This is a genomic window from Loktanella salsilacus (assembly GCF_024206795.1).
In the GTDB taxonomy this organism is placed as follows: Bacteria; Pseudomonadota; Alphaproteobacteria; order Rhodobacterales; family Rhodobacteraceae; genus Loktanella; species Loktanella salsilacus.
In genome coordinates, this window is record NZ_CP072994.1 from 2,832,329 (window position 1) to 2,847,405 (window position 15,077).

At 61.4% G+C, this 15,077-nt stretch carries 13 protein-coding genes; 1 reads left to right on the forward strand and 12 read right to left on the reverse strand.

Features of this window, described 5'->3' with window-relative positions; genetic code table 11:
* Window positions 1-30: 30 nt before the first annotated feature.
* Genes KBW81_RS13705 through hisC form a run of 3 tightly spaced genes read right to left on the reverse strand, consistent with a single transcriptional unit; the run spans window position 31 to window position 2,863 of the window.
* Window positions 31-870, reverse strand: a complete 840-nt coding sequence (locus KBW81_RS13705; RefSeq protein ID WP_254247552.1) for an extensin-like domain-containing protein — start codon at window positions 868-870, stop codon at window positions 31-33.
* Window positions 870-1,787, reverse strand: a complete 918-nt coding sequence (locus KBW81_RS13710; protein WP_090185608.1) for a prephenate/arogenate dehydrogenase family protein — start codon at window positions 1,785-1,787, stop codon at window positions 870-872. The genes KBW81_RS13705 and KBW81_RS13710 overlap by 1 nt, the downstream gene beginning before the upstream one ends.
* On the reverse strand, window positions 1,784-2,863 hold the full coding sequence (gene hisC / locus KBW81_RS13715) for a histidinol-phosphate transaminase (protein WP_254247553.1): 1,080 nt from the start codon (window positions 2,861-2,863) through the stop codon (window positions 1,784-1,786). Before hisC ends, KBW81_RS13710 begins: the two co-directional genes overlap by 4 nt.
* Before the next feature lie 169 nt (window positions 2,864-3,032).
* On the opposite strand from hisC, the gene KBW81_RS13720 reads away from it, so the two are divergent.
* Window positions 3,033-3,800 carry an SDR family oxidoreductase gene (locus tag KBW81_RS13720; protein WP_254247554.1) on the forward strand — a complete coding sequence of 256 codons (768 nt, stop codon included), beginning with the start codon at window positions 3,033-3,035 and terminating at the stop codon, window positions 3,798-3,800.
* A gap of 105 nt (window positions 3,801-3,905) precedes the next feature.
* Here the strand turns inward: KBW81_RS13720 and rpsD are convergent, their stop codons facing one another.
* The 9 genes from rpsD to katG all read right to left on the reverse strand — a co-directional run bounded on the left by rpsD (window position 3,906) and on the right by katG (window position 14,986).
* Window positions 3,906-4,526, reverse strand: coding sequence for a 30S ribosomal protein S4 (gene rpsD, locus KBW81_RS13725; protein WP_090185603.1), 621 nt, complete (start codon window positions 4,524-4,526; stop codon window positions 3,906-3,908).
* 243 nt (window positions 4,527-4,769) lie between these two features.
* On the reverse strand, window positions 4,770-6,263 hold the full coding sequence (gene glpK / locus KBW81_RS13730) for a glycerol kinase GlpK (RefSeq protein WP_090185601.1): 1,494 nt from the start codon (window positions 6,261-6,263) through the stop codon (window positions 4,770-4,772).
* A gap of 91 nt (window positions 6,264-6,354) precedes the next feature.
* Window positions 6,355-6,789, reverse strand: a complete 435-nt coding sequence (aroQ, locus tag KBW81_RS13735) for a type II 3-dehydroquinate dehydratase (RefSeq protein WP_090185600.1) — start codon at window positions 6,787-6,789, stop codon at window positions 6,355-6,357.
* A 66-nt stretch (window positions 6,790-6,855) separates the two neighbouring features.
* Window positions 6,856-7,950, reverse strand: a complete 1,095-nt coding sequence (locus KBW81_RS13740) for an ABC transporter ATP-binding protein (protein WP_254247555.1) — start codon at window positions 7,948-7,950, stop codon at window positions 6,856-6,858.
* 12 nt (window positions 7,951-7,962) lie between these two features.
* Window positions 7,963-9,117: an ABC transporter permease subunit gene (locus KBW81_RS13745; protein ID WP_254247556.1), complete on the reverse strand. Its 1,155-nt coding sequence runs from the start codon at window positions 9,115-9,117 to the stop codon at window positions 7,963-7,965.
* A gap of 11 nt (window positions 9,118-9,128) precedes the next feature.
* A complete protein-coding gene (locus tag KBW81_RS13750) occupies window positions 9,129-10,106 on the reverse strand; it encodes a carbohydrate ABC transporter permease (RefSeq protein ID WP_254247557.1) in 978 nt (325 codons plus the stop codon).
* A 90-nt stretch (window positions 10,107-10,196) separates the two neighbouring features.
* Window positions 10,197-11,558 carry an ABC transporter substrate-binding protein gene (locus KBW81_RS13755; protein WP_254247558.1) on the reverse strand — a complete coding sequence of 454 codons (1,362 nt, stop codon included), beginning with the start codon at window positions 11,556-11,558 and terminating at the stop codon, window positions 10,197-10,199.
* A 55-nt stretch (window positions 11,559-11,613) separates the two neighbouring features.
* Window positions 11,614-12,660 carry a LacI family DNA-binding transcriptional regulator gene (locus KBW81_RS13760; protein ID WP_254247559.1) on the reverse strand — a complete coding sequence of 349 codons (1,047 nt, stop codon included), beginning with the start codon at window positions 12,658-12,660 and terminating at the stop codon, window positions 11,614-11,616.
* A 118-nt stretch (window positions 12,661-12,778) separates the two neighbouring features.
* Window positions 12,779-14,986 (reverse strand): catalase/peroxidase HPI, encoded by a 2,208-nt coding sequence (gene katG, locus KBW81_RS13765; protein ID WP_411914368.1) that lies wholly within the window; start codon window positions 14,984-14,986, stop codon window positions 12,779-12,781.
* Window positions 14,987-15,077: the final 91 nt, after the last annotated feature.

Consider the following 15,077-nt stretch of genomic DNA (forward strand, 5'->3'; position numbering starts at 1 on the left):
CATCTTGCCAAAAATACTCAAAAATCGACCCTAGCGGCAATAACTGCCAGAGCGATATCGCGCGGTGTCGACATGAAAATGATCCCGGTGCGCAGCGTTGGCCGCTGGCCCCAACACGGTGCCAAAGGGACCGCAGGCGGCCTGCCACATCTGTTTCAGCTGCTGGCCCGCGCTGCCTTTGTTCCAATCCGTCAGCACGGTCAATTCTCGACCGCTTTTCAAATGGATCCCTCCGATATCCACCGCACGCCCGCGGCCGTGTTCCGACAGCTTATTGTTCGTGGCGCTGCCGCCGACGCGGTTGCGGCACGTATAGCTGCCCACCACGCGCAGGGATGCCACGCCGCCGCCGGTATCGCCGACGGCGGGAATGATCCCGTCGGTCACCCAGCGGCGCAGCGCTTTGGCCGTATTGCAGTCCATGGTCGGTTGCGACGTCAGGCGCACGCCTGCCACGGATTTGACCTTGACCGCGCCTGTCACGCCGCAGCCACCGGGGCCGTTGATATCGGCAATTTCTTCGCCTTGGATCGCCGGATCGCCGCAGATTTGCCCGCGCGCCAGCTCTTGCTGTTGCTGCACGGCGCGCTGGGTGATGACTGCAGGACGCAGTGCTGGCCTATCCGTCACCAAAGGCGCAAGCGCGGTGGCACCTGCGGGTGCGGTGACCTGCGTTGCGGCCTCTGCCTGTACGGCGATGCTGCCACCGGGCCGCAGAACGGGACGGAAGGCCGGGATTTCATGCTCTGGCACATCGCCATCGTCGAACATGCCGTCCGCGGGGCGCATGGCGGGGCGCAGGGTGTTCGACAGCGGCTCTGCGGCGGCGGCAGTGCCGGCCAGCAGCAGCGTAAGCGTGATTAGACGCATCAGCGCGGTGCCGGGGTGCGCCCGAAGTCAGGGGCATCTGTGTCTTGGCCTGCGTCGATGATGCCGCGCCGGATCGCGCGGGTGCGGGTAAAGTAGTCGTGCAAGTGTTCGCCGTCGCCGGTGCGGATGGCGCGTTGCAGGGAAAAGAGTTCCTCTGTGAAGCGGCCCAGAATCTCCAGCGTCGCTTCTTTGTTCGTCAGGAACACATCGCGCCACATCGTCGGGTCAGAGGCCGCGATGCGTGTGAAATCCCGAAAACCAGCGGCAGAGTATTTGATGACTTCGCTATCGGTCACGCGGCTTAGGTCATCGGCCACACCGACCATGGTGTAGGCAATCAGGTGCGGCGTGTGGCTGGTGACGGCAAGGACCAGATCGTGGTGATCTGCGTCCATCTCGTCTGTGTTGGCCCCGATGCCCTGCCACAGCTTTTCCAGCTGCTCGACAGCGGCGCGGTCCGACCCTTCGGTCGGGACGATGATGCACCAGCGGTTGTCGAACAGCGTGGCGAAACCGGACCGTGGGCCCGAATGCTCTGTGCCGGCCAGCGGGTGCGCAGGGACAAAATGCACGCCTTCGGGGACGAAGGGGGCGACCGCCTCGATCACGGCTTTCTTGACCGAGCCGACGTCGGACAACGTCGCGCCCGGTTTCAGCGCAGGTCCGATATCGGCCATCACAGCGGCCATCGCGCCCACGGGCACGCAGAGCACGACGAGGTCGGCGTCCTGCACGGCCTCTGCTGCGGTGTCGAAGACCTCGCACAGGTTCAGTTCGCGGGCGATGTCGCGGGTTTCTTGGCTGCGGGCATAACCGGTGATTGTGGTGGCAAGGCCGCCCCGTTTCATCGCAAGCGCCATGGACGACGCGATCAGGCCAAGGCCGATCAGAGCGACTTTGTTATAGATGACGGTCATCGTGCGCCCTTGAACTGGCCAATGGCATGCACGACGCGGCGGCAGGCGGATTCGTCGCCGACCGTGATGCGCAGGCAATGCGGGAAGCCATAGCTTTTGGGGTGCCGCACGATGATGCCTTGGGACAACAGGTGTGCGTTGCAGGCCAGCGCCTCTTCCTCTGACGTGAAGCGCGCCAGAATGAAGTTCGCGGTAGAGGTGTCAGAAGGCACGCCCATTTCGGCCAGCGACGTGGACAGCCAGTCGCGCCAGCGGGCGTTTTCGACCCGGCATTTTTCCGTGTAATCCGTATCACGCACCGCCGCCTCTGCCGCGGCAAGCGCGCCGCCGGACAGGTTAAAAGGGCCGCGAATGCGGTTGAGCACATCAATCACCGCCTGCGGGCCGTAGCCCCAGCCGATGCGCAAACCACCCAGACCGTAAATCTTGGAAAAGGTGCGCGTCATAAAGACGTTGTCGCGCGATTCCACCAAAGCGCGGCCGCCGTCATAGCCTTCGGCAAATTCGGCATAGGCCCCGTCAAGGACCAGCATCGCCTTGTCAGGCAGACCTTCGGCAAGGCGCGCGACCTCTGCCTGACCGATCATCGTGGCGGTCGGGTTGGCGGGGTTGGCGATATAGACAAGCCGGGTGCGGTCGTTGCAAGCCGCAAGGATGGCGTCGACGTCGATGACGCGCTCATGCTCGGGCACAACAACGGGCGTCGCGCCGGACGCGAGGGCCACGATGCGATAGATCGCAAAGCCGTGTTCGGTATAGATGACCTCGTCGCCCTCGTCCGCGTAGGCTTGCGCCAACAGGTGCAGGATTTCGTCAGAGCCGACGCCGCAGATCACACGGGCCGGATCGACGTGCCAGACGTCCGCAATCGCCTGCCGCAGAGCGGCGTGATCGGTGACGGGATAGCGGTGCAAATCGTGGACCGCGCGCTGAAAGGCATCCTTGGCCTTTGGCGAGGGGCCAAAGGGGTTTTCGTTCGAGGACAGTTTGAGCACATTCGACATGCCGTCCACATGGCTCGCCCCACCTTGATAAAGAGCAATATCCATGATGCCGGGGCGAGGCGTGATCGTCATCGGTCTGGTTTCCATATCTAAGGCGCTTGGCGGTGTTCTAGCGACCCTGCCGCCGTCTGACCAGTGGCAAGCTGACGCGCATGGGCGCGAGGGGCGGCCACCTCTTTTTGTTTGGGCGCGATCTGTCTAGCCTTTGCCGGAACGCGGTAACGGATGAAGGAGGCGGCGCATGGAGATTGCAGGCAAGATCGTGGTGGTCACAGGGGCGGCAGGCGGCATCGGGCGGGCGCTCGCGCAGGGCTTTGCAGCGGCAGGCGCGGCGCATGTGGTCTGCGCCGATCTGGACGGGGACGGCGCGGGCCAAGTGGCAGCAGAGATTGGCGGCACGGGCGTGCAGGTCGATGTCACGCAAGAGGCGCAGATTGCTGAACTGGTCGCGATGGTGGAAGGGCAGATCGGGCCGATTGACCTGTTCTGTTCCAACGCAGGCATCTTTACCCCCGGCGGGATGGAGGTTGCCGATGACGACTGGCAACGGATCTGGACGATCAACGTCATGGCCCACGTCTGGGCCGCGCGCCATGTTGTGCCGCTGATGATTGCGCGCGGCGGCGGGTATCTGTTGAACACCGCCAGTGCGGCCGGTTTGCTAAACCAGATCGGCGCGGCCCCTTATGGGGTGACGAAACACGCCGCGGTGGGCCTCGCGGAATGGCTCGCGATGACGCATGGGGACGCGGGGATCAAAGTTTCTGTCCTGTGTCCGCAGGCGGTGCGGTCCGCCATGACGGACGGCATGGGCGAGAATGTGGCCGGGATCGACGGAATGCTGGAGCCGGACGTGGTGGCGCAGGCCTGCGTAGAGGCGATACGGGACGAGGTATTTTTGGTGCTGCCGCACGCCCAAGTGCGCGGTTACATGCAGGCCAAGGCGCAGGATTATGATCGCTGGATCGGCGGCATGCGCAAGTTAAACCGGAAATTTGGCGCGGCGTGATTTGCGCAGCTTTCCGATTTTTCGGCGCTTGATCAAGGGCCATATCCTAGAAACGCAAAAGGCCGCCCCGAAGGGCGGCCTTGGCAGAACAAGCCGGAAAGTGGCTTAGTTCTTAGCGTAGAATTCGACGACCAGGTTCGGTTCCATCGTGACGGGGTACGGCACATCGCCCAGCGTTGGCGTGCGGGTGAATGTCGCAACCATCTTGGAGTGATCGACTTCCATGTAGTCAGGAACGTCACGCTCTGGCAGCTGAGACGCGACCAGAACCAGTTCCATCTGCTTGGACTTCGCACGGACCTCGATGATGTCACCCTCTTTTACGCGGTAGGAGGGGATGTTCACGCGCTGGCCGTTCACGGTCACGTGGCCGTGGTTCACGAACTGACGTGCAGCAAAGACAGTCGGGACGAACTTGGCGCGGTAGACAACAGCGTCAAGACGACGCTCCAGCAAACCAATCAGGTTCTCGCCGGTGTCGCCCTTGACGCGCTCAGCTTCGGTATAGATGCGGCGGAACTGCTTCTCGGTCAGGTCGCCGTAGTAGCCTTTCAGCTTCTGCTTGGCGCGCAACTGCAGACCAAAGTCAGAGACTTTGCCCTTGCGGCGCTGACCGTGCTGGCCGGGGCCGTATTCACGGCGATTCACGGGGGACTTTGGACGGCCCCAGATGTTCTCGCCCATGCGGCGGTCAATTTTGTACTTGGCAGCTGTGCGTTTGGTCACGGCTGATCTCCTTCGGTTGTGCGCTATTGCGCGTGAAGGGCGTTGTCCTTTGGGCCGAGGCCCTGACAGGCGCTCCCCTTGCGGGGGCCACCAACACCAATAGAGGGGCCAGTTAGGGGATTGGGCGGGGGGTGTCAACGGGAATGGTTGCACCCGGCGCGATGTCCGGCCCCTTCTGCGGCAAGATCAGCTTTGCAGGTGAACCGCGGCATGAGTATTTTTGGCAAGATGAAACCCGTCAGGTCAGTCCGCCCCAGCAAAAACAAGGGTCGCCTGCACCGCGCGCGTCCATTGGTGGTATTTCGCTGCGCGGTCTTCGGGGGCCATAGCGGGGGTAAAAGTCCGGTCGAGGGCCCATTTTTCGGCAAAACCGGCTTGGTCCGGGTAAAGACCCGCCCGATGCCCCGCGAGCCAAGCGGCACCAAGGGCAGTCGTTTCTTGGACTTTCGGGCGATCAACGGGCGCGTCGATGATGTCAGCGAGGAATTGCATCGCGTAGTCAGATGCGCTCATCCCGCCATCAACGCGGAGCGAGGCGTCACCAGCATCACCGGCCCAGTCAGCGCGCATAGCGTCGAGCAAGTCGCGGGTCTGGTAGCCGACCGATTCGAGCGCCGCGCGCGCGAGTTCGGCGGGGCCGGAGTTGCGCGACAACCCGTAAATGGCACCGCGGCAGTCGGCGTTCCAATAGGGCGCGCCAAGGCCGGTAAAGGCGGGCACCAGGATGACGGGCTGGCCGGGATCGGAGGCTTCGGCGAGGGGCTGCGTTTCCTTTGCCTCTCGGATCATTTTAAGGCCATCGCGGAGCCATTGCACAACGGCGCCGGCGATAAAGATCGACCCTTCGAGGGCATAGGTGGGCTTACCGTCGAGCTGGTAGGCGATTGTCGTCAGAAGGCGCGAGGTCGAGGCGACGGGGGTGTCACCGGTATTCAGCAAAGCAAAGCAGCCAGTGCCGTAGGTCGATTTCATCATGCCAGGTTTGAAGCAGGCCTGCCCCAGCGTGGCGGCTTGCTGGTCGCCCGCGACGCCCATGATCGGAATGGCGCGGCCGAACAGATCGGGCCGCGTGGTGCCGAAGTCTGCGGCGCAATCTTTCACCTCTGGCAGCATTTCCATCGGGATATCGAGCAGGTCGCAGATGGTGGAGGACCAGCGCCCTTTGTGGATGTCATAGAGCATCGTGCGGCAGGCATTGGTGGCGTCAGTGGCGTGGACCGCGCCTGCGGTCAGTTTCCAGATCAGCCAGCTGTCCACGGTGCCAAAAGCAAGCTCTCCTGCCTTGGCGCGGTCGCGGGCACCGTCGACGTGATCGAGGATCCATTTCACCTTGGTCGCAGAGAAGTAGGGGTCGAGCAGAAGCCCGGTTTTGGCCGTCACGAGGTCCGCGTGTTCCGCCAGATCGCGGCAGGTATCGGCGGTGCGGCGGTCTTGCCAGACGATGGCGTTGTGGATCGGCTGCCCGGTGGCGCGGTCCCAGACCAGCGTGGTTTCGCGCTGGTTCGTGATGCCGATTGCCGTGATCGCATCAACGCCAAGGCCCGCCTTTTCAATCGCCGCGCGGCAGGTGGCGGCGGTAGAAGCCCAGAGGTCGGAAGGGTCATGTTCCACCCAGCCCGATTGCGGGAAATGCTGATCGAACTCTTCTTGCGCGCTGGCGATGGGGGCCATGTCTGCATCAAAAATGATGGCACGGGACGAGGTTGTCCCTTGGTCGATCGCAAGAATATGGGTCATGGCGTCCCTTTGGCAGTTGGTGCGGCTGTGATGTTTCGCGGCGAAGATGGCCGATTTGATCGCGGTGCGAAAGGGGGTGCTGGTTCGCGGGTCAGCTGGCGTTGATCAGATCGCAGATCTGGCGCACCGCAGCGGCGTAACCATTGATGCCGAAGCCCACGATCACACCGTCAGCGCGGGGCGAGATGTAGGAGTGATGGCGGAATGACTCTCTTTTGTGCACGTTCGAGATGTGCACCTCGATCACGGGACCGTCGAAAGCGTTCAGCGCGTCAAAAATCGCGACAGAGGTGTGGGTATAAGCCCCAGCGTTAATCACGATCCCGGCGTGCGCGGTGCGCGCCTCGTGGATCCAGTCGATCAGCTGGCCTTCGTGGTTGGACTGTTCCATCCGGATCGTGACATCGCCGGCGGCGGCGCGGCACAGATCGGCCACGTCATCAAGGGTGGCATGGCCATAGATTTCGGGCTGGCGTTTGCCAAGCAGGTTCAGGTTCGGGCCGTTGAGGACAAGAATGCTTTTCATGGCGCACCTTTAGCACGGGACATCAGCGGCGGGGAGGCTGTTTTTTCGCCGCAACGTCGGCCGCCCCTAGCGATAATGCAGGGACTGACCGTTGTGAAAGATTTGCACCTTGTCCGGTTCCGCCGTCATGCGGACAGATGTGCCGCGCAGGCCTTTGTGAATGCCGGGCAGCTTGCCGATGACCGCGTCATTATCGCCAACGCGGTCGAAATACAGCAGCGTGACCTCTCCTAGTGCTTCGGTGATGTTAACCTTGCCCTCGAATATATAGGGTGCGCCGTCTTGCACAGAGGTCAGGTCTTCGGGCCGGACGCCGACATTGACCTTGAGGCCCTTGTCAGCGGCTTGGGTTTCGACGGCGGCGATTGCGGTGCCGCCGCCAACCAGTTTGACCATGGTGCGCGGGCCGGTTTCGACGATTTCGCCGGCCAGCAAGTTCATGGCGGGGCTACCGATGAACTGGGCGACAAATTCGTTTTCGGGGCGCTCGTAAAGTTCCAGCGGCGTGCCGACCTGCGCGATGCCTTTGTTGGCCAGCACGACGATGCGCGACGCCAGCGTCATCGCCTCGACCTGGTCGTGGGTGACGTAGATCATCGTGCTTTCGGGCATGGTTTCCTTGAGTTGCGCGATCTCGATCCGGGTGGCGACGCGCAGGGCGGCGTCAAGGTTCGAGAGCGGTTCGTCAAACAGGTAAACCTTGGGGTCGCGCACGATGGACCGACCAATGGCGACGCGCTGGCGCTGACCGCCAGACAGCGCCTTTGGCAGGCGGTCGAGGTAGGGTTCGAGTTGCAGGATGCGGGCGGCTTTGGACACGGCGGCGTCGATTTCTTCTTTACTCTTTTTTGCCAATTTCAGTGCAAAGGTCATGTTGTCGCGCACGGTCATATGGGGGTAGAGCGCATAACTTTGAAACACCATCGCGATACCGCGTTGGGCGGGCGGGATGTCGTTGACGACGCGCCCGTCGATTTGCAGCTCTCCCTGGGTGATCCGCTCTAGTCCTGCGATCATCCGCAAAAGTGTGGATTTTCCGCAGCCAGAGGGGCCGACGAAGACGATAAGTTCGCCAGTTTCGATATCAAGGTTGATGTCTTTCAACACGTCGACGGTGCCGCCATAGGTCTTGCCGACGTTCGTCAATTTGAGGGTGGCCACGGCAAGGACTCCTTATTTCACGGACCCGGCCAGCAGGCCGCGGACGAGGTAGCGTTGCAGAGAGAAGAAGACGAGGAGCGGCACGGCGATCGACACGAAAGCGGCAGAGGCAAGGATGCCCCAATCGCCGCCGCGCGAGCCAAGCAGGTCGTCGGCGATTTTGACGGTCATGACCTTGGTCGCCTCGCCGCTGGGCAAGAATACCTTGGCGACCAGTAGGTCGTTCCACGTCCACAAAAACTGGAAGATCGCGAAGGCGGCGAGCGCGGGAAAGGACAGGGGCAGGACGATCTTCATAAATATCTGGAAATCGGTACCGCCGTCGACACGGGCGGATTCGATAATGTCGCGCGGCAGGCCGATCATGTAGTTGCGCAAAAGATAGACGGCGAGCGGCTGGCCAAAGGCAGAGTGGGCGAGCCAGATGCCGAGAAAGCTTTGCCCGATGCCAACCTGATTGTGCAGTTGCAACATTGGCACCAGCGCCAATTGCAGCGGAACGACCAGCAGGCCGATGATCGCGGCGATGATCCAAGAGCGGCCCGCGAAATCCATCCACGCGAGGGCGTAAGCCGCGAAGGCCGCCATCAGGATCGGGATGATCGTGGCAGGGATCGTCACGGTCAGCGTATTGATAAACGCCTGCCCCATGCCGCCCGCCGTGATGACGGTTTCGTAGTTGGACAGGGTGAACTTGGGCGGCGTCTTGGCTTGGATATAGTAGCGCGGACCGCGGCTTCCGGGGTCCTCTGGCAGGGCATAGCGATAGGTGCCGTCGGCGTTGATCAGCAGCGCCTCTCGATCCCCGATATCGGCGGTGGTGCCAGCGGTGTATTCGCCGGGATTGTTGCCGCGGGTGCCAAAGGCGCTGATTGTGGCGGGACCGTCCGGAAAGGACGGGGCGACCTCTGGATCGTCAAAGACGTTGCCAGTCAGGATAAAAAGGGCACCGTCCTGCGTGACTGTTTTGGTATCCCCCCTGCCCCGGAACGTCTGTTCAGTGGAAAAGGGCGCGCGCCACCAACCCGTGGCTGAAATCGCGTCGCGGTCGCGGAAGGATGACACCAGCAGGCCGATGGTCGGGATCAGCCACAGCACCACAAGGATGGCGACGGTTAGGTTGGCTGCGACCGCAAGGCCGGTTTTCTTGCCGACGATATTGTCCATATCAGCCTCCCTCAGCGCATTTCTTTGCGCGCTTGGATGATGTTTTGGATCATAACCGGCGTCACAATCAGCATGATGACGATAGCCACGGCCGTGGCGCGTCCGTCGTCGCGGAACATGAACTGCATCATGTAGCTGGGCAAAATCTGCGTGTTAAAGTTGCCGCCCGTCATGGCGTAAACGATATCGAAAACTTTCAGCACAAGAATGGTCGTTGTCGTCCAAACGACGACGATGGTGCCCGTAATCTGCGGCACCTGAATTTTCATGAAGATCTGGAACGGGTTGGCACCGTCGATGACGGCTGCCTCGATCGTTTCTTCGGGGATGCCGCGCAGGGCGGCGGACAGGATGACCATGGCAAAGCCAGTTTGCACCCAGATCAGGATCGCCATCAGGAAAAAGTTATTCCAGAACGCAAGTTGCAACACATCCAATGGGTTCAGGCCCATAGAGGCGCGGATCGCGTTGATGATGCCAAGGTTCGGGTCAATGGCGTAGACGAATTTCCAGATCAGCGATGCACCGACGAAGGAAATCGCCATGGGCATAAAGATGATCGACTTGGCGATATTGCCCCAAGACAGCTTGTCCGTCAGCTGGGCGATCACCAGACCAAGGAATGTCGACACGGCAGGCACGAACAGCGCCCAAAGCACATTGTTCATGAACGCCGTGCGGAAATCAGGGGATGCAATGAGAGAGGAATAGTTACCGAAGCCGATGAACTGGTCGCCAGACCGATTATAGAGCGAGCGGATGAAGGATCCGATCACCGGATAGACCAGATAGAGCGAGAGCGCGATGATGGTGGGGGCCAGAAATAACCACGGCCGGATCAGATTGGCGCGGTTGATATTGCGCGATGCGTTCGGCCCCTTCGCCGGGAACAGCACCTTGTCCAGCAACATGTTCGACAGCACGAAGTATGCGAAGATGCCCCCGACGCCGATAAGGATCGTCAAAAGCCCCTGAAAGACCGGATTCACGCGTGCCCCTCCTCAAGATCGCTGAAAAAGTGACGGGCAAGGCCCGCAGATGATATGCGCCGGACCCGAAGGCCCGGCGCACTCAGTACTTTACTGGATTGCATCCCAGCGGGTCTGGACTTCGTCAGCGACCTGCTGTGCGGGCTTGCCAGTGGTGTAGTCCACCATGCCAGTCCAGAAGGCGTTTGTGCCAATCTCGCCGGGCATCAGGTCCGATCCGTCAAAGCGGAAGGACGTCGCCGTTGTCAGGATCTCGCCCAAGGCGCGCTGAACATCGGAGGTATAGATGTCGAGGTTTGCGTCCTTGTGCGGTGACAAGAACTGGCCCTGCGCCATCATGATCTCGTGCGCGATTGGGCTACCAAGGAATTCCATGAAGCCCTTGGTCACGTCACGATCGTTCGTAACAGAGGCCAAACCGCCGGAGCCCAGAACGGGACGGCCCAGTGCTTCTTCGGATGCGAAGGGTGGGAAGTAGAAGAATTCTACGTCCGTGCCGGCTTCGACACCTTCAGGGAAGAAGATCGGGATGAACGACGCCTGCTTGTGCATGTAGCACTTTGGCGGGAAGTCGAACATGCCATCGGGGCTATCGCGGAAGTCAGTGCTGGCCGCAGCGGACGGGCCGCCATCGACGAAACCTTCGGTCAGGGCGTATTTGCCGTACTGTTCGATCGCGTTCACGACGATGGGGTCGTTGAACTTCAGATCGTTGCTGACCCAGCGGTCGTAGTCTTCAAGCGAGGCGGTACGAAGCATCATGTCCTCGACCCAGTCAGTCGCGGGCCAGCCCGTTGCAGCGCCCGACCCCAGACCGATGCACCACGGGGTGCCGCCGTCTGCGACAATCTGCTCGGACAGGGCGAACAGGTCTTCTTGGGTTTCGGGAATCTCGTAGCCGGCCTCTTCGAACTGTTCTGGCACATACCAAACCAGCGATTTGACGTCGGTGCCAAAGAACAGGCCAAAGACGTGGTCGGCGCCGTCAGAGCCAGGGAAAGTCGCGAGCTGTTTCCAGCTGTCACCAGCGGCGTAGTTCGTCGTCATGAAATCGGTCATCGCGTCATCGACCGCGACCAATGCACCCTTGGACGCGAGGTCCTTGGCCAAACCGGGCTGCGGGAACAGGGCGACATCAGGCAGACCGCCCGCTTGGGAAGCGATCACGATGTCCTGCTCGAAGGATTCGGAGCCGGAGTATTCGACCTCGGCACCGGTCGCATCCGTGAAATACGCATAAAGAGTGCGGTAACGCTCTGCGTCATCGCCGGTCGTCGCCCCGGTGACCATCAGCTTTTCGCCTGTGTAGTCATGGCTTGCGGCAAAGGATTCCAAGGCAGCCCAGCTAAAATCGCCTTCGCCCTTGGGGAACATCAGGTCCTGCGCGGACGCGGAGCTTGCTGATACGGCCAGCAGCGCAACAACGCTGACGCCGGAAAGTGTGCGGATCATTGGTGGTCTCCTCCCAGAGTAAGTCTTGGTTCGGAATCTTCCGAAACGTTTCGGATTAAGGGCCGACAGGCATGGACCTGTCAACTAAAATTGATTGTGTCGCGCTGCCTTTATCAAAGGTTAGGTCAAGAATTCGGTTGTGCATAGGCGTTTTCGACGCAGCAATGATCTGCTTTAAGTCCGCAGATAGGCTGATCCACGCTGCGCTAAGATGCGCTGACGTCCCGCCCAACGGCGGCTCGAAACCGGCGGCCGGAAACAGTTCTAAGCCGTCGTCATGCGCAAGAACCGACAAATCGCCCGGGATGCTGACGCCGGCATCAGCGGCCGCGTGATAGACCCCGCGCGCAATCATCGTGTTGCCCGCAATGATGGCCGTGGGCGGGCTATCAAGTTGCAGTAAATCGCGCGCGGCGCTGCGGCCTTGCGGCTCTATCATAGTGATGGATCGCATCAGCGCAGGGTCAACCGACAGGCCATGCGCCGCGAAAGCGGCGTCAACGCCGCGTTGGCGCTGGATTGCAAAGAACTCGCTTAATGGCCCGTTGAGGAAGGCAATACGGCGATGGCCCAGCGACAAAAGATGGTCGGCCATGGTGCGGCCGACATCGAAGTTCTCGATATCGACGAAGGGATGGGGCTGCTCTGGATCGCGGCCGTGAACGATGAAGGGGGCGCCGAGGTCAGTAAGGCATTTGATGCGTTGATCGGCAGGTGACGGGCCAATGATAACGAAACCGTCGATGCCGCCGCTGCGGTAAAGCTCTGTATGCAATTTCACCACGTCAGCACCGGGCTGGCCGACATGCAGGACGAACTGCAACCCAAGCGCCGAGATTTCGGCCGATAGGCCCATGACAATTTCGAAAAGATGCGCGTTGGAATCGGGATCGCGCGAGCCCGCGACAATCATCGCCACGATGCCCGACCGCCCGGTTTTCAAGCTGCGAGCGATGGCATTGGGGCGATAGCCCAGCCGGGTTGCGGCAAGCTGCACCCGTTCGCGCGTCGCTGCGTTCACATCCGTATGCCCGCCCAGCGCGCGGCTGACCTGCGTAATCGATAGACCGACGTCGCGGCTGATGTCTTTGAGTGTAACCATAAACCGCAGCTTGGCGGATAACTGCGGGGTGTTGCAAGTGGGGGCGGACCCCAGCCCGCGCCTATTCCGAAACGTTTGGGAACGCCGCGGCCCCATTCAGAGGCCGCGGCGTAGTGGTTTATTTTACATCGAAACGGTCGAGGTCCATCACCTTGGCCCATGCCGCGACGAAGGCATCTACAAAGCGGTGCTCTGCCGCGTCGCCAGCGTAGGTTTCAGCAAGGCCGCGCAACTGGCTGTTTGAGCCAAAGATCAAGTCCGTCTGGGTCGCAGTCCAGCGCAGTTCCTTCGTCTTGCGATCACGGCCTTCGAACATGCGATCGTTTTCGTCGACGGCGCGCCATTCTGTCGCCATCGACAGCAGGTTGTCGAAGAAGTCGTTCGTCAACACACCCGGACGGTCGGTGAACACACCATGGCTAGAGCCATCGGTATTGGTCCCGAGCACCCGCATGCCGCCGATCAGTGCGGTCATTTCGGCCGCCGTCAAGGTCAGCAACTGCGCCTTGTCGATCAACAATTCGGCTGGCGACACGGTGTAGTCGGCCTGCTGGTAGTTGCGGAAACCGTCAGAGGCGGGCTGCAGCATGTCGACGGATTCGACGTCCGTCTGCTCTTGGGTCGCATCGGTGCGGCCCGACGTGAAGGGCACAGTCACATCGTGGCCCGCATCCTTTGCCGCCTTTTCAACCGCAGCCACACCGCCCAGCACGATGACATCGGCCAAGCTGACCCGCTTGCCGCCAGTTTGGCTGTCGTTGAACGTGCGCACAACATCGCGCAGGATGCGCAGGGTATCATCCAACTGGGCGGGGTTGTTCGCCTCCCAATCCTTCATCGGGGACAGCTGGATGCGCGCGCCATTGGCACCGCCCCGTTTGTCGCTGCCACGGAAGGTGCTGGCGCTTGCCCAAGCGGTGCTGACCAACTGGCCGACCGGCAGACCGGTTTTCAGGATCGCGGCCTTCAGCGTGTCCACGTCTGCGGCGTCGATCAGATCGTAGTCGCGTGCCGGGATCGGGTCCTGCCAAAGCAGCTCTTCTTGAGGCACCCAAGGGCCAAGGTAGCGATCAACCGGACCCATATCGCGGTGGGTCAGCTTGAACCACGCCCGCGCAAAAGCGTCTGCGAATTGGTCTGGATTTTCGTGGAAACGCTTGCTGATCTCAAGGTAGATCGGATCCTCTTTCAGGGCCAAATCTGATGTGAACATGACCGGTGCGTGGCGCTTGTTCGGATCATGGGCGTCAGGGACCAGATCGTCCGCATCGCGGTCCGTCGGACGCCACTGGTGCGCGCCGGCGGGGCTTTTGGTCAGCTCCCACTCGAAACCGAACAGCATGTCGAAATAGGCGTTATCCCAGGTCGTCGGCTTGGGGGTCCATGCGCCCTCCAACCCGCTGGTGATGGCGTGAACGCCAACGCCGGATTCAAAGGTGCTGGTCCAACCAAAGCCTTGCTCTGCGATGGTTGCGCCCTCGGGCTCTACGCCGACATGAGCCGCGTCGCCCGCGCCGTGTGCCTTGCCGAAGGTGTGGCCACCCGCGATCAGCGCGACGGTTTCTTCGTCGTTCATCGCCATGCGGCCAAAGGTGTCGCGAATGTCGCGGGCAGAGGCGAGCGGATCAGGGTTGCCGTTCGGCCCCTCTGGGTTGACGTAGATCAGGCCCATCTGCACAGCGGCCAGCGGGTTTTCCAGCAGACGGTCGCCGGAATAGCGTTTGTCGTCCAGCCAAGTATCTTCGGCACCCCAATAGATGTCTTCTTCGGGTTCCCAGTTGTCGGCGCGGCCACCGGCAAAACCAAAGGCGGGCAGGCCCATGTCTTCGATCGCGGTCGTGCCGGCGAGGATCATCAGGTCGCCCCAGCTGATCGCGTTGCCGTATTTTTGCTTGATCGGCCAAAGCAGGCGGCGCGCCTTATCAAGGTTGCCGTTGTCGGGCCAGCTGTTCAGCGGCGCAAAGCGCTGCGTGCCAGAGGACGAACCGCCGCGGCCGTCGGCTGTGCGATAGGTGCCCGCGGCGTGCCACGCCATGCGCACAAAGAAGGGACCGTAATGACCATAGTCGGCGGGCCACCAGTCCTGGCTGTCGGCCATCAGGGCAAGCAAATCAGCCTTGAGCGCGTCCAGATCAAGCGTCGCAAAAGCGGCGGCGTAATCGAAATCGGGACCAAGCGGGTTGGAGCCGGGCAGGTTCTGGCTGAGGATTTTAAGGTTCAGCTGGTTGGGCCACCAGTCACGGTTTGACCGCGCGCTATTTGCAGCATTGGGGCGCGTGTGGCCCATCGGGCAGCCGCCGCCGGTTCCTGTGGTGTTTCCGTCCATGTTCTGACTCCTTGCGATATTCTAGTGGTCTGATTTGCCCTTGTGACGCCTGTTTAACGGGCCAAATCGATTAGAGGAACTTGTATCTACT

Coding starts and splice junctions, on each gene's coding strand:
- KBW81_RS13705 (WP_254247552.1), bottom strand. CDS start 870: ATGCGTCTAATCACGCTTACGCTGCTGCTGGCCGGCACTGCCGCCGCC.
- KBW81_RS13710 (WP_090185608.1), bottom strand. CDS start 1,787: ATGACCGTCATCTATAACAAAGTCGCTCTGATCGGCCTTGGCCTGATC.
- hisC (WP_254247553.1), bottom strand. CDS start 2,863: ATGACGATCACGCCTCGCCCCGGCATCATGGATATTGCTCTTTATCAA.
- KBW81_RS13720 (WP_254247554.1), top strand. CDS start 3,033: ATGGAGATTGCAGGCAAGATCGTGGTGGTCACAGGGGCGGCAGGCGGC.
- glpK (WP_090185601.1), bottom strand. CDS start 6,263: ATGACCCATATTCTTGCGATCGACCAAGGGACAACCTCGTCCCGTGCC.
- aroQ (WP_090185600.1), bottom strand. CDS start 6,789: ATGAAAAGCATTCTTGTCCTCAACGGCCCGAACCTGAACCTGCTTGGC.
- KBW81_RS13745 (WP_254247556.1), bottom strand. CDS start 9,117: ATGGACAATATCGTCGGCAAGAAAACCGGCCTTGCGGTCGCAGCCAAC.
- KBW81_RS13755 (WP_254247558.1), bottom strand. CDS start 11,558: ATGATCCGCACACTTTCCGGCGTCAGCGTTGTTGCGCTGCTGGCCGTA.
- KBW81_RS13760 (WP_254247559.1), bottom strand. CDS start 12,660: ATGGTTACACTCAAAGACATCAGCCGCGACGTCGGTCTATCGATTACG.
- katG (WP_411914368.1), bottom strand. CDS start 14,986: ATGGACGGAAACACCACAGGAACCGGCGGCGGCTGCCCGATGGGCCAC.